The sequence below is a fragment of the Streptomyces sp. NPDC091292 genome (genome assembly GCF_044757265.1).
Classification (GTDB): domain Bacteria; phylum Actinomycetota; class Actinomycetes; order Streptomycetales; family Streptomycetaceae; genus Streptomyces.
The window spans coordinates 711,351-726,774 of record NZ_JBIVUQ010000001.1 but is presented as its reverse complement, the minus strand read 5'-3'; the positions used below and the strand labels follow the sequence as shown (position 1 = coordinate 726,774).

The 15,424-nt window shown below is 69.9% G+C and carries 18 protein-coding genes and 3 tRNA genes; 16 read left to right on the top strand and 5 right to left on the bottom strand.

Going from position 1 to position 15,424, the window contains the following annotated elements; all coding sequences use genetic code 11:
• The first annotated feature begins 3 nt into the window (after positions 1–3).
• The 7 genes from ACIQNU_RS03320 to ACIQNU_RS03290 are packed head-to-tail and all read left to right on the top strand — an operon-like array spanning position 4 to position 8,060.
• Positions 4–3,303, top strand: coding sequence for a hypothetical protein (locus ACIQNU_RS03320; RefSeq protein ID WP_401360364.1), 3,300 nt, complete (start codon positions 4–6; stop codon positions 3,301–3,303).
• Complete coding sequence (locus ACIQNU_RS03315) at positions 3,303–5,783, top strand: hypothetical protein (RefSeq protein WP_401360362.1); 2,481 nt, start codon at positions 3,303–3,305, stop codon at positions 5,781–5,783. The genes ACIQNU_RS03320 and ACIQNU_RS03315 overlap by 1 nt, the downstream gene beginning before the upstream one ends.
• A 13-nt stretch (positions 5,784–5,796) precedes the next feature.
• Entirely contained in the window at positions 5,797–6,246 is a 450-nt protein-coding gene (locus ACIQNU_RS03310) for a hypothetical protein (RefSeq protein ID WP_401360360.1), read from the top strand.
• The gene (locus tag ACIQNU_RS03305; RefSeq protein WP_401360358.1) at positions 6,243–6,740 is read left to right on the top strand and encodes a hypothetical protein; all 498 of its coding nucleotides are present in this window, start codon (positions 6,243–6,245) and stop codon (positions 6,738–6,740) included. The genes ACIQNU_RS03310 and ACIQNU_RS03305 overlap by 4 nt, the downstream gene beginning before the upstream one ends.
• 59 nt (positions 6,741–6,799) lie before the next feature.
• The gene (locus ACIQNU_RS03300; RefSeq protein ID WP_401360356.1) at positions 6,800–7,552 is read left to right on the top strand and encodes an N-acetylmuramoyl-L-alanine amidase; all 753 of its coding nucleotides are present in this window, start codon (positions 6,800–6,802) and stop codon (positions 7,550–7,552) included.
• Between the two features lies 1 nt (position 7,553).
• Positions 7,554–7,766, top strand: a complete 213-nt coding sequence (locus ACIQNU_RS03295) for a holin (protein ID WP_401360354.1) — start codon at positions 7,554–7,556, stop codon at positions 7,764–7,766.
• Positions 7,767–8,060 carry a hypothetical protein gene (locus ACIQNU_RS03290; RefSeq protein WP_401360352.1) on the top strand — a complete coding sequence of 98 codons (294 nt, stop codon included), beginning with the start codon at positions 7,767–7,769 and terminating at the stop codon, positions 8,058–8,060.
• Positions 8,061–8,094: 34 nt separating this feature from the next.
• Here ACIQNU_RS03290 and ACIQNU_RS03285 read toward each other — a convergent pair whose 3' ends face one another.
• Positions 8,095–8,373, bottom strand: coding sequence for an RNA polymerase subunit sigma-70 (locus ACIQNU_RS03285; RefSeq protein WP_401360350.1), 279 nt, complete (start codon positions 8,371–8,373; stop codon positions 8,095–8,097).
• A 305-nt stretch (positions 8,374–8,678) separates the two neighbouring features.
• Between ACIQNU_RS03285 and ACIQNU_RS03280 the strand changes: the two genes are divergently transcribed.
• Both ACIQNU_RS03280 and cutA read left to right on the top strand, forming a co-directional pair.
• Entirely contained in the window at positions 8,679–8,840 is a 162-nt protein-coding gene (locus ACIQNU_RS03280; protein ID WP_401360348.1) for a hypothetical protein, read from the top strand.
• 76 nt (positions 8,841–8,916) lie between these two features.
• A complete protein-coding gene (gene cutA, locus ACIQNU_RS03275) occupies positions 8,917–9,246 on the top strand; it encodes a divalent-cation tolerance protein CutA (protein ID WP_401360346.1) in 330 nt (109 codons plus the stop codon).
• 3 nt (positions 9,247–9,249) lie between these two features.
• On the opposite strand, the gene ACIQNU_RS03270 is transcribed toward cutA, so the two are convergent.
• Positions 9,250–10,572 carry an XRE family transcriptional regulator gene (locus ACIQNU_RS03270; RefSeq protein WP_401360344.1) on the bottom strand — a complete coding sequence of 441 codons (1,323 nt, stop codon included), beginning with the start codon at positions 10,570–10,572 and terminating at the stop codon, positions 9,250–9,252.
• A gap of 161 nt (positions 10,573–10,733) precedes the next feature.
• Here ACIQNU_RS03270 and ACIQNU_RS03265 point away from each other — a divergent pair, with 161 nt between their 5' ends.
• The 5 genes from ACIQNU_RS03265 (at position 10,734) to ACIQNU_RS03245 (ending at position 12,604) form a co-directional block, all read left to right on the top strand.
• Complete coding sequence (locus tag ACIQNU_RS03265; RefSeq protein WP_401360342.1) at positions 10,734–11,159, top strand: hypothetical protein; 426 nt, start codon at positions 10,734–10,736, stop codon at positions 11,157–11,159.
• Complete coding sequence (locus ACIQNU_RS03260; protein WP_401360340.1) at positions 11,156–11,335, top strand: hypothetical protein; 180 nt, start codon at positions 11,156–11,158, stop codon at positions 11,333–11,335. Before ACIQNU_RS03265 ends, ACIQNU_RS03260 begins: the two co-directional genes overlap by 4 nt.
• Positions 11,332–11,829, top strand: coding sequence for a hypothetical protein (locus tag ACIQNU_RS03255; protein ID WP_401360338.1), 498 nt, complete (start codon positions 11,332–11,334; stop codon positions 11,827–11,829). The genes ACIQNU_RS03260 and ACIQNU_RS03255 overlap by 4 nt, the downstream gene beginning before the upstream one ends.
• Positions 11,830–12,002: 173 nt before the next feature.
• A complete protein-coding gene (locus ACIQNU_RS03250) occupies positions 12,003–12,452 on the top strand; it encodes a glycine-rich domain-containing protein (protein ID WP_401362409.1) in 450 nt (149 codons plus the stop codon).
• A 23-nt stretch (positions 12,453–12,475) separates the two neighbouring features.
• The gene (locus ACIQNU_RS03245) at positions 12,476–12,604 is read left to right on the top strand and encodes a hypothetical protein (RefSeq protein WP_401360336.1); all 129 of its coding nucleotides are present in this window, start codon (positions 12,476–12,478) and stop codon (positions 12,602–12,604) included.
• Positions 12,605–13,042: 438 nt separating this feature from the next.
• Here the strand turns inward: ACIQNU_RS03245 and ACIQNU_RS03240 are convergent.
• The 3 genes from ACIQNU_RS03240 to ACIQNU_RS03230 form a co-directional block, all read right to left on the bottom strand.
• Positions 13,043–13,116: transfer RNA gene (locus ACIQNU_RS03240), tRNA-Ile, on the bottom strand.
• Between the two features lie 167 nt (positions 13,117–13,283).
• Positions 13,284–13,356 (bottom strand) — tRNA-Asn (locus ACIQNU_RS03235).
• A 5-nt stretch (positions 13,357–13,361) separates the two neighbouring features.
• Positions 13,362–13,434 (bottom strand) — tRNA-Asn (locus ACIQNU_RS03230).
• 147 nt (positions 13,435–13,581) lie between these two features.
• On the opposite strand from ACIQNU_RS03230, the gene ACIQNU_RS03225 reads away from it, so the two are divergent.
• Positions 13,582–13,884, top strand: coding sequence for a YtxH domain-containing protein (locus ACIQNU_RS03225; RefSeq protein WP_401360334.1), 303 nt, complete (start codon positions 13,582–13,584; stop codon positions 13,882–13,884).
• Positions 13,885–13,957: 73 nt separating this feature from the next.
• Positions 13,958–15,418 (top strand): FGGY family carbohydrate kinase, encoded by a 1,461-nt coding sequence (locus tag ACIQNU_RS03220; protein ID WP_401360332.1) that lies wholly within the window; start codon positions 13,958–13,960, stop codon positions 15,416–15,418.
• The last annotated feature ends 6 nt before the right edge of the window (positions 15,419–15,424 follow it).

Here is a 15,424-nt window from a genome sequence, read left to right as displayed (position 1 = left end):
GCCGTGGCCGAGCGCCGCCTCGTCTTCCGCCTGATCGGCCGGGACGACCTCTCCGACCCGCTGCGCCGCGCCGGCGACGGCGCCGACAACATGGCCCGTCGGGTGACCCGGGCCGCCGACGACTCGGACGCGGCGGTCAACCGGTTCACGCGCGACGCGAACGGCCGCCTGCACGACACCAGGGGCCGTTTCATCGCGACCGGTGACGCCGCGCGGCGCATGGCCGACGACGTCGACACGAGTGCCCGCCGCAGCAGCGGCATCCTCGGCCGTCTGCGCGGCATCGTCGGCGACGTCGGCGACCGGGCCCGCACCAGCATGTCGTCGCTCGGGACGACAGCCAGCTCGGGCCTGACGGGGAGCCTGTACGCGGTGGGCGGTGCGGCGGCGCTGAGTGTGCTGCCCGCGCTGGGGGCGCTGCTGCCCATGTTGCTCGGCGTCGCCGGCGGCGCCGTCGTCGCGAAGATGGCGTTCGCCGGGGTCGGTGAGGCCGTCGCCCTGGCGGGTGACGACCAGGAGAAGTACGCCGAGACGCTGGCCAAGATGTCGGCGCCTCAGCGGGAGTTCACCAAGGCCCTGGTCTCGGCGAAGAAGGAGTTCGGCGGGATCGCGAAGGAGGTCCAGGCGGCGGCGCTGCCGGGCTTCACGGAGGCGGTGGAGGCTGCCGGGCCCGTCATCCGTGACATGCGGGGCTGGCTCAAGGGCATGGCCGCCGGGATGGGCGAGGCCGCTCGCGGCGCGGGCCGCCTGATGAACGACGGAGGGTTCCGCAAGGATCTCGCCGCGAACTTGAAGCTCGGCACGAAGTTCGTCCGCGACATGACGGGCGCCCTCGGCCCGTTCACGCGGGCGTGGTTCGACTTCGGCGCCGCGTCCAAGCCGACACTCACGGCGTTCTCGGAGGGCATCTCCGGACTGCTGAGCAAGGGACTGCCGGGGCTCTTCCAGGGCCTGAAGAGCGGCATCTCGGGCAGCGGGCAGATGTTCACCGGCCTGTTCAATTTTCTGAACGAATTCCTCGCCGCGCTGGGGGAGTTCTCGGGCAAGGTCGCGGACGCGGCCGGGCCCAGCCTTCGTGAAATGTTCGAGAGTCTGGGTGACGTCGCGTCCCATGCGATGCGCTTGGTCGGCGACGCGATCCGTTTCGCGAAACCCCTGTTCGGCGAGGCGGGCGCCGCCGCACGGATCATGGCGACCGCATTCGAGGTCGTGGCGACGGTGGGCCGGGATGTCGCAGGCGCGCTCATCTCCGCCGTCTGGCCGTCGTTCCGCAAGGCCGAGGACGCCAAGGGCCCACTCCAGCGACTGTCCGGCTGGTTCAAGGAGAACCGCGGCGCCGTCCTCGAATTCGGGCGAGCCGCGAGCAACGGGATCCTGCTCATGTCCGAGGCCGCGATCCGCAATCTTCCGAACGTCATCAAGGGATTCCGGCTGATGACCACCGGGATCCTGACCGCGCTGGACGGGATCGTGTCCGGTGCCGCGATGACGTTCGGGTGGATCCCCGGCATCGGCGGGAAGCTGAAGGCCGCGAACCGGGAGTTCGACAAGTTCAAGGACGGGTTCATCACCGGCCTCCATGACGCGGAGGCGTCGAGTAGGCACTTCGCGGACACGGCCGGTCCCCGGCTGTCGCGCCACCGGCTCCAGATGAACATCGACAACTGGAACCAGCAGGCCGACGCGGCCAAGGCGAAGCTGAAGACCGTCCCGCCGGAGAAGCAGGCGAAGCTCCGCGCGGAGATCTCCGACCTTCAGAAGAAGGTCAGGGACGCGCGCGGTGAACTGGCCTCCGTCAAGGACAAGGACGTCAGCTTGTTCGCCCGTGACAAGGCGTCGAAGGTGGCCCGGGACATCAGGGCCGCGATCGACAGGATCCGCAGCAAGAGCGTCACCCTGACGACGGTCCGCCACACCATCAACGTCGAGGCGACGGCGGCGCGGAACGCGAAGAACTACCGCGCGCAGGGCGGGCCGGCGCCGAAGTTCGCCGGCGGCGGCATGCCGGGCGGACTGCTCAACGGCCCTGGCACCGGCACGTCGGACAGCATCCCGATGTGGTGGGCGTCCACCGGGGAGTACGTGGTCAACGCCCGGTCGACCGCGAAGTACGGGCCGCTGATTGAGGCGATCAACTCCGACAGCCTCGGCGGCGGCAACAGCACTGCCGGGCTGGACGTCGGCAAGGGCCTGGTCAAGGGCATGGGCGACTCGACCAGCGGTGTTGAGACGGCGGCACGTCTCATGGCGGCCGGGGTGACTGCGGGTATCCGCGCGGAACTGGAGATCGCATCGCCGTCGAAGAAGACGGCCGCTCTGGCGAAGGACATCGGTGCGGGTCTGATCAAGGGCCTGACTGGCTCCCGCGACAAGATCAAGGCGACGGCGGCGGATCTCGCGAAGGACATCCGTACCGCGTTCAGCGGGCGCAAGGAGTCCGGCCTCATCCGGATGGTGACCAGGGAGACGGCGAAGCTCCAGGACCTGGCCAGCAAACGCGACAAGATCGCGGCGACCATCGCACGGGCCAAGGAGTTCGCGGAGACGACCCGCGTCGGGGCGAAGAAGTCGGCTGCCCTGGGGACGATGTTCGAGTCTGAGGAGCAGGTGACGGCCGCCGGGATCCAGCAGAAGCTGGCGGCCAAGCTCGCGAAGATGAAGACCTTCACGTCCTACGTGAAGACCCTCGCCAGCCGGGGCCTCAACAAGACCATGCTCCGCGAGATTCTGGAGATGGGCCCGGAGGAGGGCTACGCCTACGCCTCCGCCCTCGTCGGTGCGAACTCGAAGATCTTCAAGGAGATCAACAGCACCCAATACAAGGTCAACGCGCAGGCGGAAAGCCTCGGCAAGATCGGCGCGGACCGGCTGTACGACTCCGGCAAGAACGCCGGCAAGGGCTTCCTCAAGGGCCTCGACTCCCAGCAGGACGCCATCGAAAAGCAGATGGTGAAGATCGCCAAGGGCATGGAGAAGGCCATCAAGAAGGCCCTCGGCATCAAGAGCCCCAGCACGGTGATGGCGCAGCTCGGCCAGTACTCCACCGAGGGCCTGGCCGTCGGCCTCACCGGCGGGATGCCCGTCCTCGACCGCGCGCTCGGCGCCGTCACCGACCGCGTCGCCGCAACGCGCCCAGTCCTGGGACGGCCCGCCGCGCCGGGTGCGAGCGGCGGACAGCCGGTACGGATCGACATCCACGTGAGCGGGTCGTCCGACCCGGTCGCCGTCGCGCGGGAACTGCGCCGACAACTCGTGCAGCTCAAGCGCACCTACGGCGTCAATGTGGATCTGGGGGTGGCGTAGTGCCTCTGCTCGTGGAGATGGGCTGGGGCGGTCTGATCCAGGCCCCCAGCGCCATCACCTGGACGGACATCACCCAGCGCACCGACGTTGCCGGGCAGAGGGTCACGATCACCCGGGGCGCGTCCGATGAACTGTCGGACACGCAGCCGGGGACAGCGACTCTCCGGCTCGACAACCAGGACGGGGCCCTGACACCGGGCAACAGCGCCAGCCCGTTCTATCCGTTCGTGCGGCGCAACGCGCCGATCCGCATCAGCGTGGCGGTGATCCCGCAGCGCACCGGATCCGCCCCGTACCCGCTGGGCATGTTGGGCGACGACTTCGACGACAACCGCATCGACACGACCCTGTGGCCCAACAACTACGGCGGCGCCACCGAGACCGGCGGCCGGGCCCGCATCCCGCTCATCCCCGGCACCACGGCCGCCTACCAGTCCGCCCGCCAATGGACCCTGGCCGGCACTCAACTCACCGGCAAGCTCGTCACGGTCCCGGCCGCAGGCGGCTCCTCGGCCGCCGTGTCCTCGATGTGGGTCAACTCCACGACCAGCGGGACGCGGGTGGGCTGGCGGTACAACGCGATCACCGGCGTCATCAGCGCGGAAACCCAGGTCGGATTCTTCGACGGAACCGCCGTCGGCTTCACGTACTCCGCGAGCGATCACGCGTGGCTGCGGGTGCGGGAGCAGGGCGGCACCCTCTACTGGGAAAGCAGCGGCGACGGGTTCGGCTGGACCCTGCGACGCACCCTGGCCACCCCGGCCTGGGTCACGTCCCAGACCGTCGCGGTCGAACTGACCGGACAGCGCACCGGCGGCGTGGCCGACTACGTCGAATGGGACCTTCTCGGCGCCACGATCCGCCCCCGCTTCTGGGGTGTCGTCAACGAATGGCCCGTGCAGTGGGACGGCCTGTACTCCACGGTGACGCTCTCGTGCACCGACCTGTTCAAACGCCTCGGCCGTCTGCCCGCGCTCCGCTCGTGCCTGGCCGAGGAAATCCTCACCCAGGACGCACCCGGCGTGTACGACCTCCTCTCGGCCTGCTTCCCCCTCGCCGAGGACGCCGGTGCAACAGCGGCCGGCGACATCTCCGGCCGCGGCTGCCCCGCCCTCACCCTCACCCAGGCCGCCAGCGGCGGCACCCTGGAGTTCGGCGCCGAGGGCCTGGCCGCCACCGGCGAGACCGCACTCGCGCTCACGCCCGCCTCCGCGACTGCGGGGAAGTACCTGGCGGCCGACCTCGGGCCGGGCTTCCAGTCCGACAACGAGGTGACGGCGGATCACAGCCTGCTGCATCCGATGGTGTCGGTGTGGTTCAAGACGACCACGAACGGCCGTGTGATCTGCGGGTTGTTCGAGAGCAACCTCGATCACCAGCTCGTGTTCGCCCTCAACGCCTCCGGGGTGCTGACGGTGGAGCACGCCGAGGTCGGCAGCCCGCTGACCGTCACCACCACCGCCAGCGGCAACCTCGCCAACGGGGCCTGGCACCACCTGCTGTACGACGGATCCGCGAAAACCGTCTGGGTCGACGGCGTGCAGGCCGGCGGCACCCTCGCCGTTGTCTCCATGATCAGCCTGCGGAACCTGCACGTCGGCGGCTACCGGGGCACGCGCCTGTGGTCGGGGCAGATCGCCTACGTCACCATCACCCACGCCAACGGGCCCGCCGCCGCCTACCTCGCGCCGCTTCACAACACGGCCGGGACCACGGCGTTCGCCGGGGAGAGCGCCGACCTGCGGATCAAGCGGCTCGCCCGCTACGCCGGGATCCCCTCCGTCACCGTGTGGGGCACCACCCACGACCCGGTCGCCGGGCAGGGGACCGGCGGTACGGGCGCGCTCGCGCGGATGCGGGAGATCGAAACCACCGAGTCCGGGCGCCTGTTCGCGGAGCGGGACTGGTACGGGCTCGCCTACCAGTCCCGGGACATCCGCTACAACCCGTCCCCGGTGAGCGAGGTGTTCACGATCGACTACGCCGACCTCGACACCGGGTCGGTGCAGCTCGCCGATGACGACCAGAAGCTGTGCAACGCGATCGACGCGACACGGCCGGGCGGCGCAACACAGCGCGTCACCGACGCGGCCAGCATCACCGCAAACGGGCCGTATGAGAAGACGCTCGACATCCTCAAGACCAACGACAACTCGGTTCTGGACGCGGCGCACTGGCTGGTCAGCAGATACGCCGATCCGCAGCCCGAGCTACGCGAGGTGCCCGTGGAGGCGGCCACCCTCGGCTACTACCTCGACATCCTCGACGCCGACATCGGCTCGTACTTCTCCGTCTACAACATGCCGCCACAGGCGTCCGCGTCGTCGATGCGGGTCACCGTCGAGGGCTACGAGGAGCGCATCTCCGACACCGAGCACTGGATCCAGTTCCGCACCAGCGCATCGGCGACCGACTCCGTGTGGGTCCTCGACGACGCCGTGTACGGCGTGCTCGGCACCACCACCCGCCTCGCCTACTGAAAGGGGCCCCGTCGTGCCGATCGCTGTCGTGCGCGCCGAGACGTACTACCTGCCGCCCCGGCCGCTGCCGCCCAACGCCTGGACCGGGGTGCCCGGTGCCGAGCTGGTGTACCACTGGATCGAGTACCGCATGGGACGGCGCGTGCCCCTCCCGGACGGCACACTCACTGATGTCCCCCCGGTGTACGCCCGCATCAACCAGAACCGGTGGCTCGCGGACTGCGTGTGCGGGTCGGCCGCGATCGTCAGCCCCGTCGACCCGCGGTGGGGCTGTACGGAGTGCGGCTACGGCTGGGTCGCCATGGTCGTACCCACCGCCGAGGAGATCACCACGATCGAGCGGGAACTTCTGCTCATCCCGCAGCCGCACCTGCGGAACTGGTGGAACCCCGGCGATCCGAACGACCCGACCCGGCCCGTGCCGCCCGTACCCGACCCCGGACCGATGAGCGAGCCGACATGACATTCGCACCCCGCACCTGGGCCGTCGGCGAAGTCGTCCCGGCCGCGACCATGAACACGGAGATCCGCGACCAGTTCAACAGCATGTTCGCCGCCTGGACCCCGTACACCCCCGTGTGGACGTCCAGCGGCACGGCGCCCGCGATGGGCAACGGCACATTGTCCGGCCGCTACATGAAGATCGGGCGGACGGTGCTGTGCCACATCAACTGGATCAGCGGATCGACCACGACCTACGGCACCGGGAACTACTCCTTCTCCCTGCCCGTCCAGTCGGCCGCCGCCGGCGCGTCGTACATCGGCAACGCGCACTTCCTCCAGACCGACCGGTGGGTCGGACAGAACGTCATCTCCAACAACGCCACCACCACGGCGCCGTTCCTGCCCGCCTCCGCGACCAACCCGCGTACCGACTGGATGACGCCGACCCGCCCCGAAACCCTCGCGGCCGGAGCCCAGTTGCGCATGACATTCGTGTACGAGTCCGCCACCTGACCACACCACCCACCCCGCCCCGGAGCCGCCCGGCCCGGGGCTCATGTCTGGAGGCCGGTATGGCTGATCCACTGTCCGCCGCTCGTTTCCTGGCCGCGCTGAAGGCCGAGGGCGTCACCGTCGCCGAAGTCGGGAACTGGCGCACCCACAACCGCAACAGCCGGGGCAAGTGGGGCCCGGTGCACGGGGTGATGATCCACCACACCGTCACCAAGGGGACCGCGGCCACGGTCGACATCTGCCGCAAGGGGTACGCCTCGTTGCCCGGCCCGCTGTGTCACGGCGTTATCGCCAAGGACGGCCGTGTCCACCTCGTCGGGTACGGGCGGGCGAACCACGCGGGCCTGGGTGACGACGACGTCCTGCGCGCCGTCATCGCCGAAACTGTGCTCCCCAAGGACAACGAGGCCAACACCGACGGCAACGCCCGCTTCTACGGCTTCGAGTGCGAGAACTTGGGCGACGGCAAAGACGCCTGGCCCGCCGCGCAGGTCGAGGCGATCGTCCGCGTGTCGGCCGCGCTGTGCCGGGCGCACGGCTGGAACAAGGGCGGCGAGAACGCGATTTCGGTGATCGGCCACCTGGAATGGCAGCCGGGGAAGATCGACCCCAAGGGGCCCGGCATCACGATGCCCGATGTCCGGAAGCGGACCGCCGAGCGGCTGAAGCACGCCGCGTCCTGGTCGCCCACCACCGCGCCGAAGCCGCCCACCCCGAAGCCGCCCGCGCCCAAGCCGAAGCCGCCCACAGACACGGAGCGGATCGCCGCTCTGGAAAAGCGCGTCACCGCGCTGGAGAAGAAGGGAGCCTGACATGGCTGCTGTAGAGAAGAAGGTCACCGCGGCGACGGCTGCGACGTTCGTCGGAAGTACGGCGCTGCTCGCTGGCCTCCAGGCGGTGCAGGACCACGCCGAACTCGTGTCGTGGATGCCGTCCGCCCTCGCCCCGTTCGCCCTCGCTGTGGTCCCGACGGCGATCACGTTCGTGTCCGGCTGGGCGGCGCGGCACAGTCCTCGGGGGGTGTAGGTGGTGACCCCGCAGGAGTCCACGCAGGTCGCCGTCGAACTGGAGCGACTGCGGGGCACAGTGGCAACGGGGTTCGCGGAGGTGAAGGGCTCCCTTGCTGTCCTCGTTGAGCGGTCCGACCGCCAAGAGCAGGACATGAAGCAGCTCCGGGAGGACACAGAGAAGGACGTCGGCGAAGTGGTGCAGCGGGTCGCGGCGCTGGAGCGCGCCCGGTGGCCGCTCCCGTCGATCGCCGCGCTCACCGGCGTCGCCGCGCTCGTCGTCGCCGTGTACCCGCAGATCACCGGAAGATGAACCCCCGCCCCGTCGCCTTCGGGCGGCGGGGGCCCTACTTCTTGGTGGTGCGGCTGACGCCCTTGGTGATCTGCGAGACGCGCGGCTGTGAGACTCCGAGGGCGGCGGCCGTTTCGGCGAGGCTCATCGTCTCGCGCATGGTGGTCACAGCGTCTTGTCGGACGGCGCGGAGTTCGGCTTGGAGGTCGGGGACCGCGTCGAGGACGGTGCCGGTGGCGCGGGCGCGGTCGGTGGGGTCGGGGATGGCGGCGAGGGTGGCGATGACGGCGCGGATGGCGGCGGTCGCGTCGGGGGTGTCTGGGGCATCGGTCATGGATTTAAGGGTACCCCTTGACGTTGATTTAGGGGTACCCCTAAACTGGTAGTACACCGAGAGAGGGGAGGGGAGAAAATGACTCAGACTGTGACCACCATCATCGGACTGACTCTCAGCGCCATCGGCGCCGCAGGGTCCGTTGCGTGCGCGTGGTACGCCCGCGAAGCTGTAAAGCGTCGCGGACGCCACCGCCGATGATGGCGGCCGGAGGGGGCGAGAACTAGTCGCCCCCTCCGGGGTCACAGTCTCTCAGACCGCAGCACCACCCACCAGGAAGAACCCAGACAGGAAGGAGACCCACCGTGCACCCGATCATCAGGTACGGCGACGTCATCGCCGTCGCAGGCGGAGGAATCATCCTCGCCGCCGTACAGCCCGCCTGGGGCTGGTGGATCGCGTGGGGCGTCATGGCGGCGACCGTCGTCGCGTCCCACGTCTACCGGTACCGACTCGCCCGACACTGACACGCCGGCACCCCGGCCCCGCTCTCCCCGCGGAGAGCGGGGCCGCTTCGTTGTGGCCCGGGATAGGGTCGCAGGCATGGCTGACTTCGTGCAGGTGTCGACAGCGACGGAGACCCGCGAGCAGGCGGTCGAGCTGGCCCGGTCCGTGGTGTCCGGGCGTCTCGCAGCCGGAGCACAGATCATCGGGCCCGTGACTTCTGCCTTCTGGCACGAGGGCGAGTTCGGTACCGGTGAGGAGTGGCAACTTCTGATGAAGACCTCAGATGCCGGGTACGGCGCGCTGGAGGCGCACCTTCTGGAACATCACCCGTGGACCAATCCCGAGGTCGTCGCGGTGCCCATCGTGGCCGGGTCGGCAACGTGTCTGCGATGGATCGAGACCAACGTGGCGCCACCAGCTAGCTGATCGTCAGCGGGCCCGCGCCTTCTCCATGACGTCCGCGACCGCTGGCAACGCCTCGTGCGCACCGAGCCGCGCAAGGACAGGTGCAAGACGCTGCCGGGGCCGGACGGACGCCACCCCGGCGGCAAGGTCCAGGGCACGGCTCGCGACGACAGCCGCCTGCTCGATCTCCCCTGCGGTTGCGTATGCCTCGGCGAGCCACGACAGATACAGGCTCTTGTCCCGGGCGTGAGCGTCGTCGTAGCGGGCAAGCGCCGATGTCAGGGCAGGCACGGCGCGCAGCGGGCGCCCCAGCTCCGTCCAGCACCGGCCCGTCATGATGCCCAGCTCGGTGGCGTCGACCCAAGCGACCCAGTCGGGCTGCGGCGAATCGACCTGAGTCAGTGCCACGCCCGCTACTTCCAGGGCACGCTCCGCCTCAGCGGTGACACCAGCGACCGCGTAGGCCCACTCCAAACGCTCGTACAGCAGCGCACGGACACCAGGAGCGGCGCCGGGGCCGGCGGTCGCGCACGAGCGGGCGGCGATCTCTATCCCTGCCTGGCGATCACCGGCCACAGCCTGGTAGGCCAGGAACGCGAGGGCGTTGCCGGCAAGGGCGGCGTCTCCGGCCTCGGTCGCTGCGGCGTAGCTCTCCTCGTACAGGCCCGTCGCGTCCCGGTGCCGGCCGCCGTCGAACGCGGCCCAGCCCGCCTGTTGAGCCTGCTCGGCGAGCACGGACAGCAGGGCCCGCCCTGTGGCTTCGCTGTAGACGGAGTCCCGGAGCGCGACTTTCGTCGCCTGGTACTCGCCGAGGTAGACCCGGTAGGTGTCGCCGCCGCCGAGGACGTCATCGAGGCGCCGCAGCCGCGCGGTGCGCTCTCCCAGTCTGTCGGGGGTGTCGCTGCCGATCCGTCTGCCCAAGGCTGCGCGAGAGAGGTCGGGTAGTGCGGCTGCGAGCCCGATCCCGGCTGACGCCTTCACGAGGTCCCTGCGCCGCACGTCGTCTTCTCCTTCGTCCGGGGTGGCGGTGCGGGCAGGTGTCTCCCAGTCCCGTGGGGCAAGTCCGACCAGATGCCCGGGGATCCGCAGCGAGTCCGCGATCTGGCCGATCTTCTCGAAGGTGGTCACGCTGCCGATACCGCGGGCCAGTTGACCGACGCGTTCTGGTTTGATGCCGCACTCGGCCGCGATCGATGAGTAGCTGGTCCCGGCCTCGCTGCGTGCGAGGAGGAACACCTGGCCGAAGTCGTGGCGCGTGATTGCGTCCCGCATGTCCGCGCGGTTCAGGAGCCAGCGGGGCAGCGCGGTAGGCGGTGTGTATCCGGTCATGGAGTCCCCGTCGTGCACTGCTGACAGTGTGTCCAGATGGGCTGCCGTTCAGCGTACCCACCATGGGGATACCCGCGGAGGGGAAGTCAACAGCTTTCAGCGGCGGGACGGTTGGCGGGTTCTGACCCCGGCGACCGCGCGAACGGCCCCGGGGCATGGCCGACTTCAAGGGAGCCGACATGCCGCACGGTACAACCGCTCTGGACCCACCCGAAATGGTGCCCCCGGCAGAGGCACCCCTACTGACCGACCAACTCGCCGCGTGGGTACAGGACCAGCCGTCCTGCGAGCGGATCGCTGTGGCCGCGCTCATCGAGGAGGACGAACTCCTGGCACGCGACTCGGTCCGACGCCTCCTGGTCACCGAGCACGACGACGGTACGGTCTCGTGTAACTGGCTGGCGTTCGAGGCCCGTTACACCCGCGCCCCGGGGCTGACCCCGGCGGACAAGGCGTTCCTCGCTCTGATCACCGCGATCCGGTTTCCCCGCAACGTCTCGCTGGGGAACCTCGAACCGCTGGACACTCGGCGCCTGTGCATCGTGCTGCGCGGCATGGCCAAGCTCGCCGGGTCCGACACGGTCGCCATCGGGACACGGGTATGACCAAGAGCCTGTTCGCCCTGACCGAGGACGGCGACACGGTGATGTACCCGGACGCCGCCGTCGCCTACGCGGCTCTGATCGAGCACACGATCACCTGCGCCCAGTGCAACACGGACCAGCGGAAGTGCGAGCCGGGTACGGCTCTGCGCCGGGCGTTGCGGGAGACCCGCCGGTGACCGCCGCCGAGGACCTGGCCGACCTCCAGTTCTTCGAGATCCCGGACACGCGCCTGCTCACCGAGGAGCAGAACGAGGGCGGCGCCTGTGTGTGGTGCGCCGATCCCCTCGCGCCCGGCGCGGGAGTCGACGTCGGCCCCGGCTTCGCCTGGCATCCGCGCTCCTGCCGTACCTGCTTCCCGATCCGGGCCGCGGTCGTCAGTACGTACCGGGACCTCTACGCCCACTGGACCACCTGCGAGCCGTGCGAGACCGCCGCCCTCCTCGGGGACCGCCTGTGCCCGCAGGCCCTGTCGGGACAGGCGGCACTCCTGCGCGCCCGCATCGCCGCCGACAAGGGCCGACCCGTCTGCTTCTCCTGTCACGAACCCATCACCGAGCAGGAGCTGACGGCCGGCGTGTTCGCCCCCCTCGTCTGGGAAGGGCTCAGCGCGCCCCACAGGGGCTTCATCCACACCGGGGCCTGCATGTGGAACGACAGGGCACCGGGATGACCTGCGCCCGCTGCTCGACCCCCGTTGATCACCCGCCCGGCCGGTGAATCCGGCAAAGAACCCCGGCCAGGCGGGCCCATCTCCAACCACAACAATCGAAGGAGATTGCCGTGAGCGTACCTCCGAGCCCGTACCCGGACCCTCCGGGAAACCCGATCCCCGCGATAGCCCGGATGCTCATCCCCGACGAGCGGTTCGCCAGTTGCCGCAGCACCGTCATGGACGCCAACCCCGACATGGACGGGGAGATGGCCGGCCGGATCGTCGAGGAAGCGCTGAAGTTCGTCACGGCCTGCGCGAAGAACCCAGGCATGGGGCTTGCCCCGTCGCGGATCGTCGACGAGGGCTGGCACGCCCTGATCCTGCACACCGCGATGTACGCCGATCTGTGCGCGTCCCTCGGCACTTTCGTGCACCACTACCCGGGATACGACCCGACGAACTACGATCCGCCGATCCTCGACCGCACCCGCCAGAAGATCACAGAGCTTGGGTACGTGGCGGACCCGGAGCTGTGGGGCCCACCGTCCGACGAAACCCTCGCATCCGTGGCGGCGAAGTGCCAGCACGCCCCGGAGTGCACGATCGTCATCATCCCGAAGCCGAAACCGAAAGTCCTCTAGCCTCACCTGTGAAGGGAGGCCGTATGTCCGAGTGGACTGACCCGCGGTACGCGGACCTGGTCGCGGCGTGGAAACGCACGCAGCAACCGGACTCCCGCAACCCGCAGGAGCCCAAGCCCGCGCGGGGCTTCATCGTCCCGCGCGAGACGTAACCTGCATGGCTGCATGGCGGCCCCGGCTGGAATCCCGGCCGGGGCTGTTCCATGCACGCCTACTTCGGGCAGTCGGCAGGCTCGCCGGGGACGCCGAGGTGACGCACGTCTGTCGGCGCGACGCCCGGACGGGTGGCGCTGTAGGAGATAACGCGGCCACAGTTGCAGGTGGCGATGATCACGACAAGGTGCCTTTCTCGTTGGGGTTGGTACACCCCTTAGGCCGCCAGACGAGGCACGAACAGCAGCCCGCTGTAGGGCAGTTCGAAGTGTCGCCACGGCGCGCAGACGAAGGCGGGGCCAGAGAGCGTGATCGTCAACCTCTCGGGCCAGCAGGGGGCCAGCAAATGATCTCCGGCGTGTCGTTACCCACCCCTCGCGACGGGGCATAGACACTGGCGTCCCAGGTCGAAACGTTCCTGCATAGGGAACGCGAGGTGGGGCGGGTGGGACTCGAACCCACGGCCGACGGATTATGAGTCCGCTGCTCTAACCGGCTGAGCTACCGCCCCTTTACGGCGCGTCGCGTACATATGTACGCGCCGTCTGCCGCAGCATAGCCGCTCATACGATCTCCTGCTTCGGATGGTCGACTTCGCGTGACCATGAGGACTTCCGGCCTGTCCGCATGGTTCCCTCGGACATGAAAAAGGACCCCCACGGGGGTCCCTCTCGGCTGCTCCCCCGACTGGACTCGAACCAGTAACCTGCCGGTTAACAGCCGGCTGCTCTGCCAATTGAGCTACGGAGGATCGAGCTCCCCCGACTGGACTCGAACCAGTAACCTGCCGGTTAACAGCCGGCTGCTCTGCCAATTGAGCTACGGAGGATTGCCTCGGTTGCATCGAACGTACCTACCTGGGTATTCGCCAGGGGGCGCACGCTCGCTGCGACACATACATTAGCGCAAGCAGGGGGGTGCTCCGCCAATCGGTACTCCGCGCGATCCACGCCGACGCTAGGGAAGGGTGGCCGTCATGCGCTACCGGCTCACATTCGCCGCAGGACTCGTCATCGGTTATGTCCTGGGGACCCGCGCCGGGCGGGAGCGGTACGAGCAGCTGAAGAAGTCCGTGCGGGAGTTCGCGCAGAACCCGGCGGTGCGCAACGCCGCCGAGACCGCCGCGCAGCAGAGCCGCGAGGTGGCCGGCAAGGCGCTGCACACCGTGACGGACCGGGTCGGCGATCATGTCCCGGACTCGGTGGCCGCCCGGGTCCGCTCCGTGCGCGAGCGCAGCCGCAACGGCGGCGAGGACGAGTGGGGCAGCACCAACACTTAGGTCCCACGGGTCACCTGGGTCCCACAGTCGCCCGGTGCGCCCCCGGCCCCCCGCGTACGGCAAGATTTGGAGTATGGGGATAGTCGCCGGGTTGGACAGTTCGCCCGATTTCACTCGTATCGTCGTCTGTGACGCGGACTCGGGTGCCGTGCTGCGGCAGGGGTACGCGCCGCATCCGGTCGAGGCCGGGGACGGGGCGCGGCCGTCGGACGTCGATCCGCAGGCGTGGCTGCTGAGCCTCGGGGAGGCCGCCGGGGGCGGGCTGCTCGAAGGGGTACGGGCCATCGGCGTGTCCGCGCAGCAGAACGCGCTGGTCCCGCTCGACGCCCAGGGCAACACCGTGCGCCCGGCGCTCGTCGGCAACGACCGGCGGGCCCAGGTCGCCGCCGCCGATCTGATCGACGGGCTCGGCGGCCGGGAGGCGTGGGCGCAGGCCGTGGGGTGTGTGCCGCAGGCCGCGCAGCCCGTCACGAAGCTGCGGTGGCTCGCGCAGAACGAGCCGGAGTCCGCCCAGCGCATCGCTCTGATCCTCCAGGCCCACGACTGGCTGGTGTGGCAGCTCCTCGGCAGGCCGCTGCGGCGGACCACCGACCGGGGCGGCGCGTCCGGCACCGGCTACTGGTCGGCGGCCTCCGGCGCCTACCGGCCCGACCTGGTGGAGCTGGCGCTCGGCCGGCAGGCCGCCCTGCCCGAGGTCCTCGGCCCCGCCGAGCCCGCCGGGACCACGCCCGAGGGGCTGCTGATCTCGGCCGGTACCGGCGAGACGATGGCCGCCGCGCTCGGCCTCGGTATCGGGCTGGGCGACGCGGTGGTGTCGCTCGGCGCCTCCGGTTCCGTGATGGCCGTGCACCACGAGGCGCTGGCCGACCCGACCGGCATGATCACCTCGCTCGCCGACGCGACCGGGCTGCATCTGCCGGTCGTGCACACGCTCAACGCGGTCCGCACCCTGCGCGGCGCCGCCGAGCTGCTCGGGGCGCCCGATCTGGAGGCCCTGTCCGACCTCGCGATGAAGTCGACGCCCGGCGCGCACGGCCTGGTCCTGCTCCCCTATCTGGAGGGCGAGCGGACACCGAATCTGCCGCACACCGCGGGCACCCTCGCGGGGCTGCGGCGCGAGGCGATGAAGCCGGAGCATCTGGCGCGCGCCGCGTTCGAGGGCATGCTGTGCGGGCTCGCCGACGCCCTCGACGTGCTGCGCGGGCGCGGTGTCGACGTACGCCGGGTGTTCCTGCTCGGTGCCGCCGCCGAGCTGCCCGCCGTGCAGACGACGGCCCCGGCGCTGCTCGGCGCGCAGGTCGTCGTACCGCAGCCCGCGGACTACGCGGCGCTCGGCGCGGCCCGGCAGGCGGCGTGGGCGCTCGGCGCGTCCCAGGGCACCCTCGACCCGCGGACCCCGCCGCAGTGGCAGAGCGCGGCCGTGCAGGTCTTCGAGCCCGGCGAGGAACTGCCCGTGGGGAAGGCCGTACGGCAGCAGTTCACCACCGTTCGGGAGCAAACCCATCCGGGTGCCTTCGGCGGCGCGGCTTCCTGAGGGCGG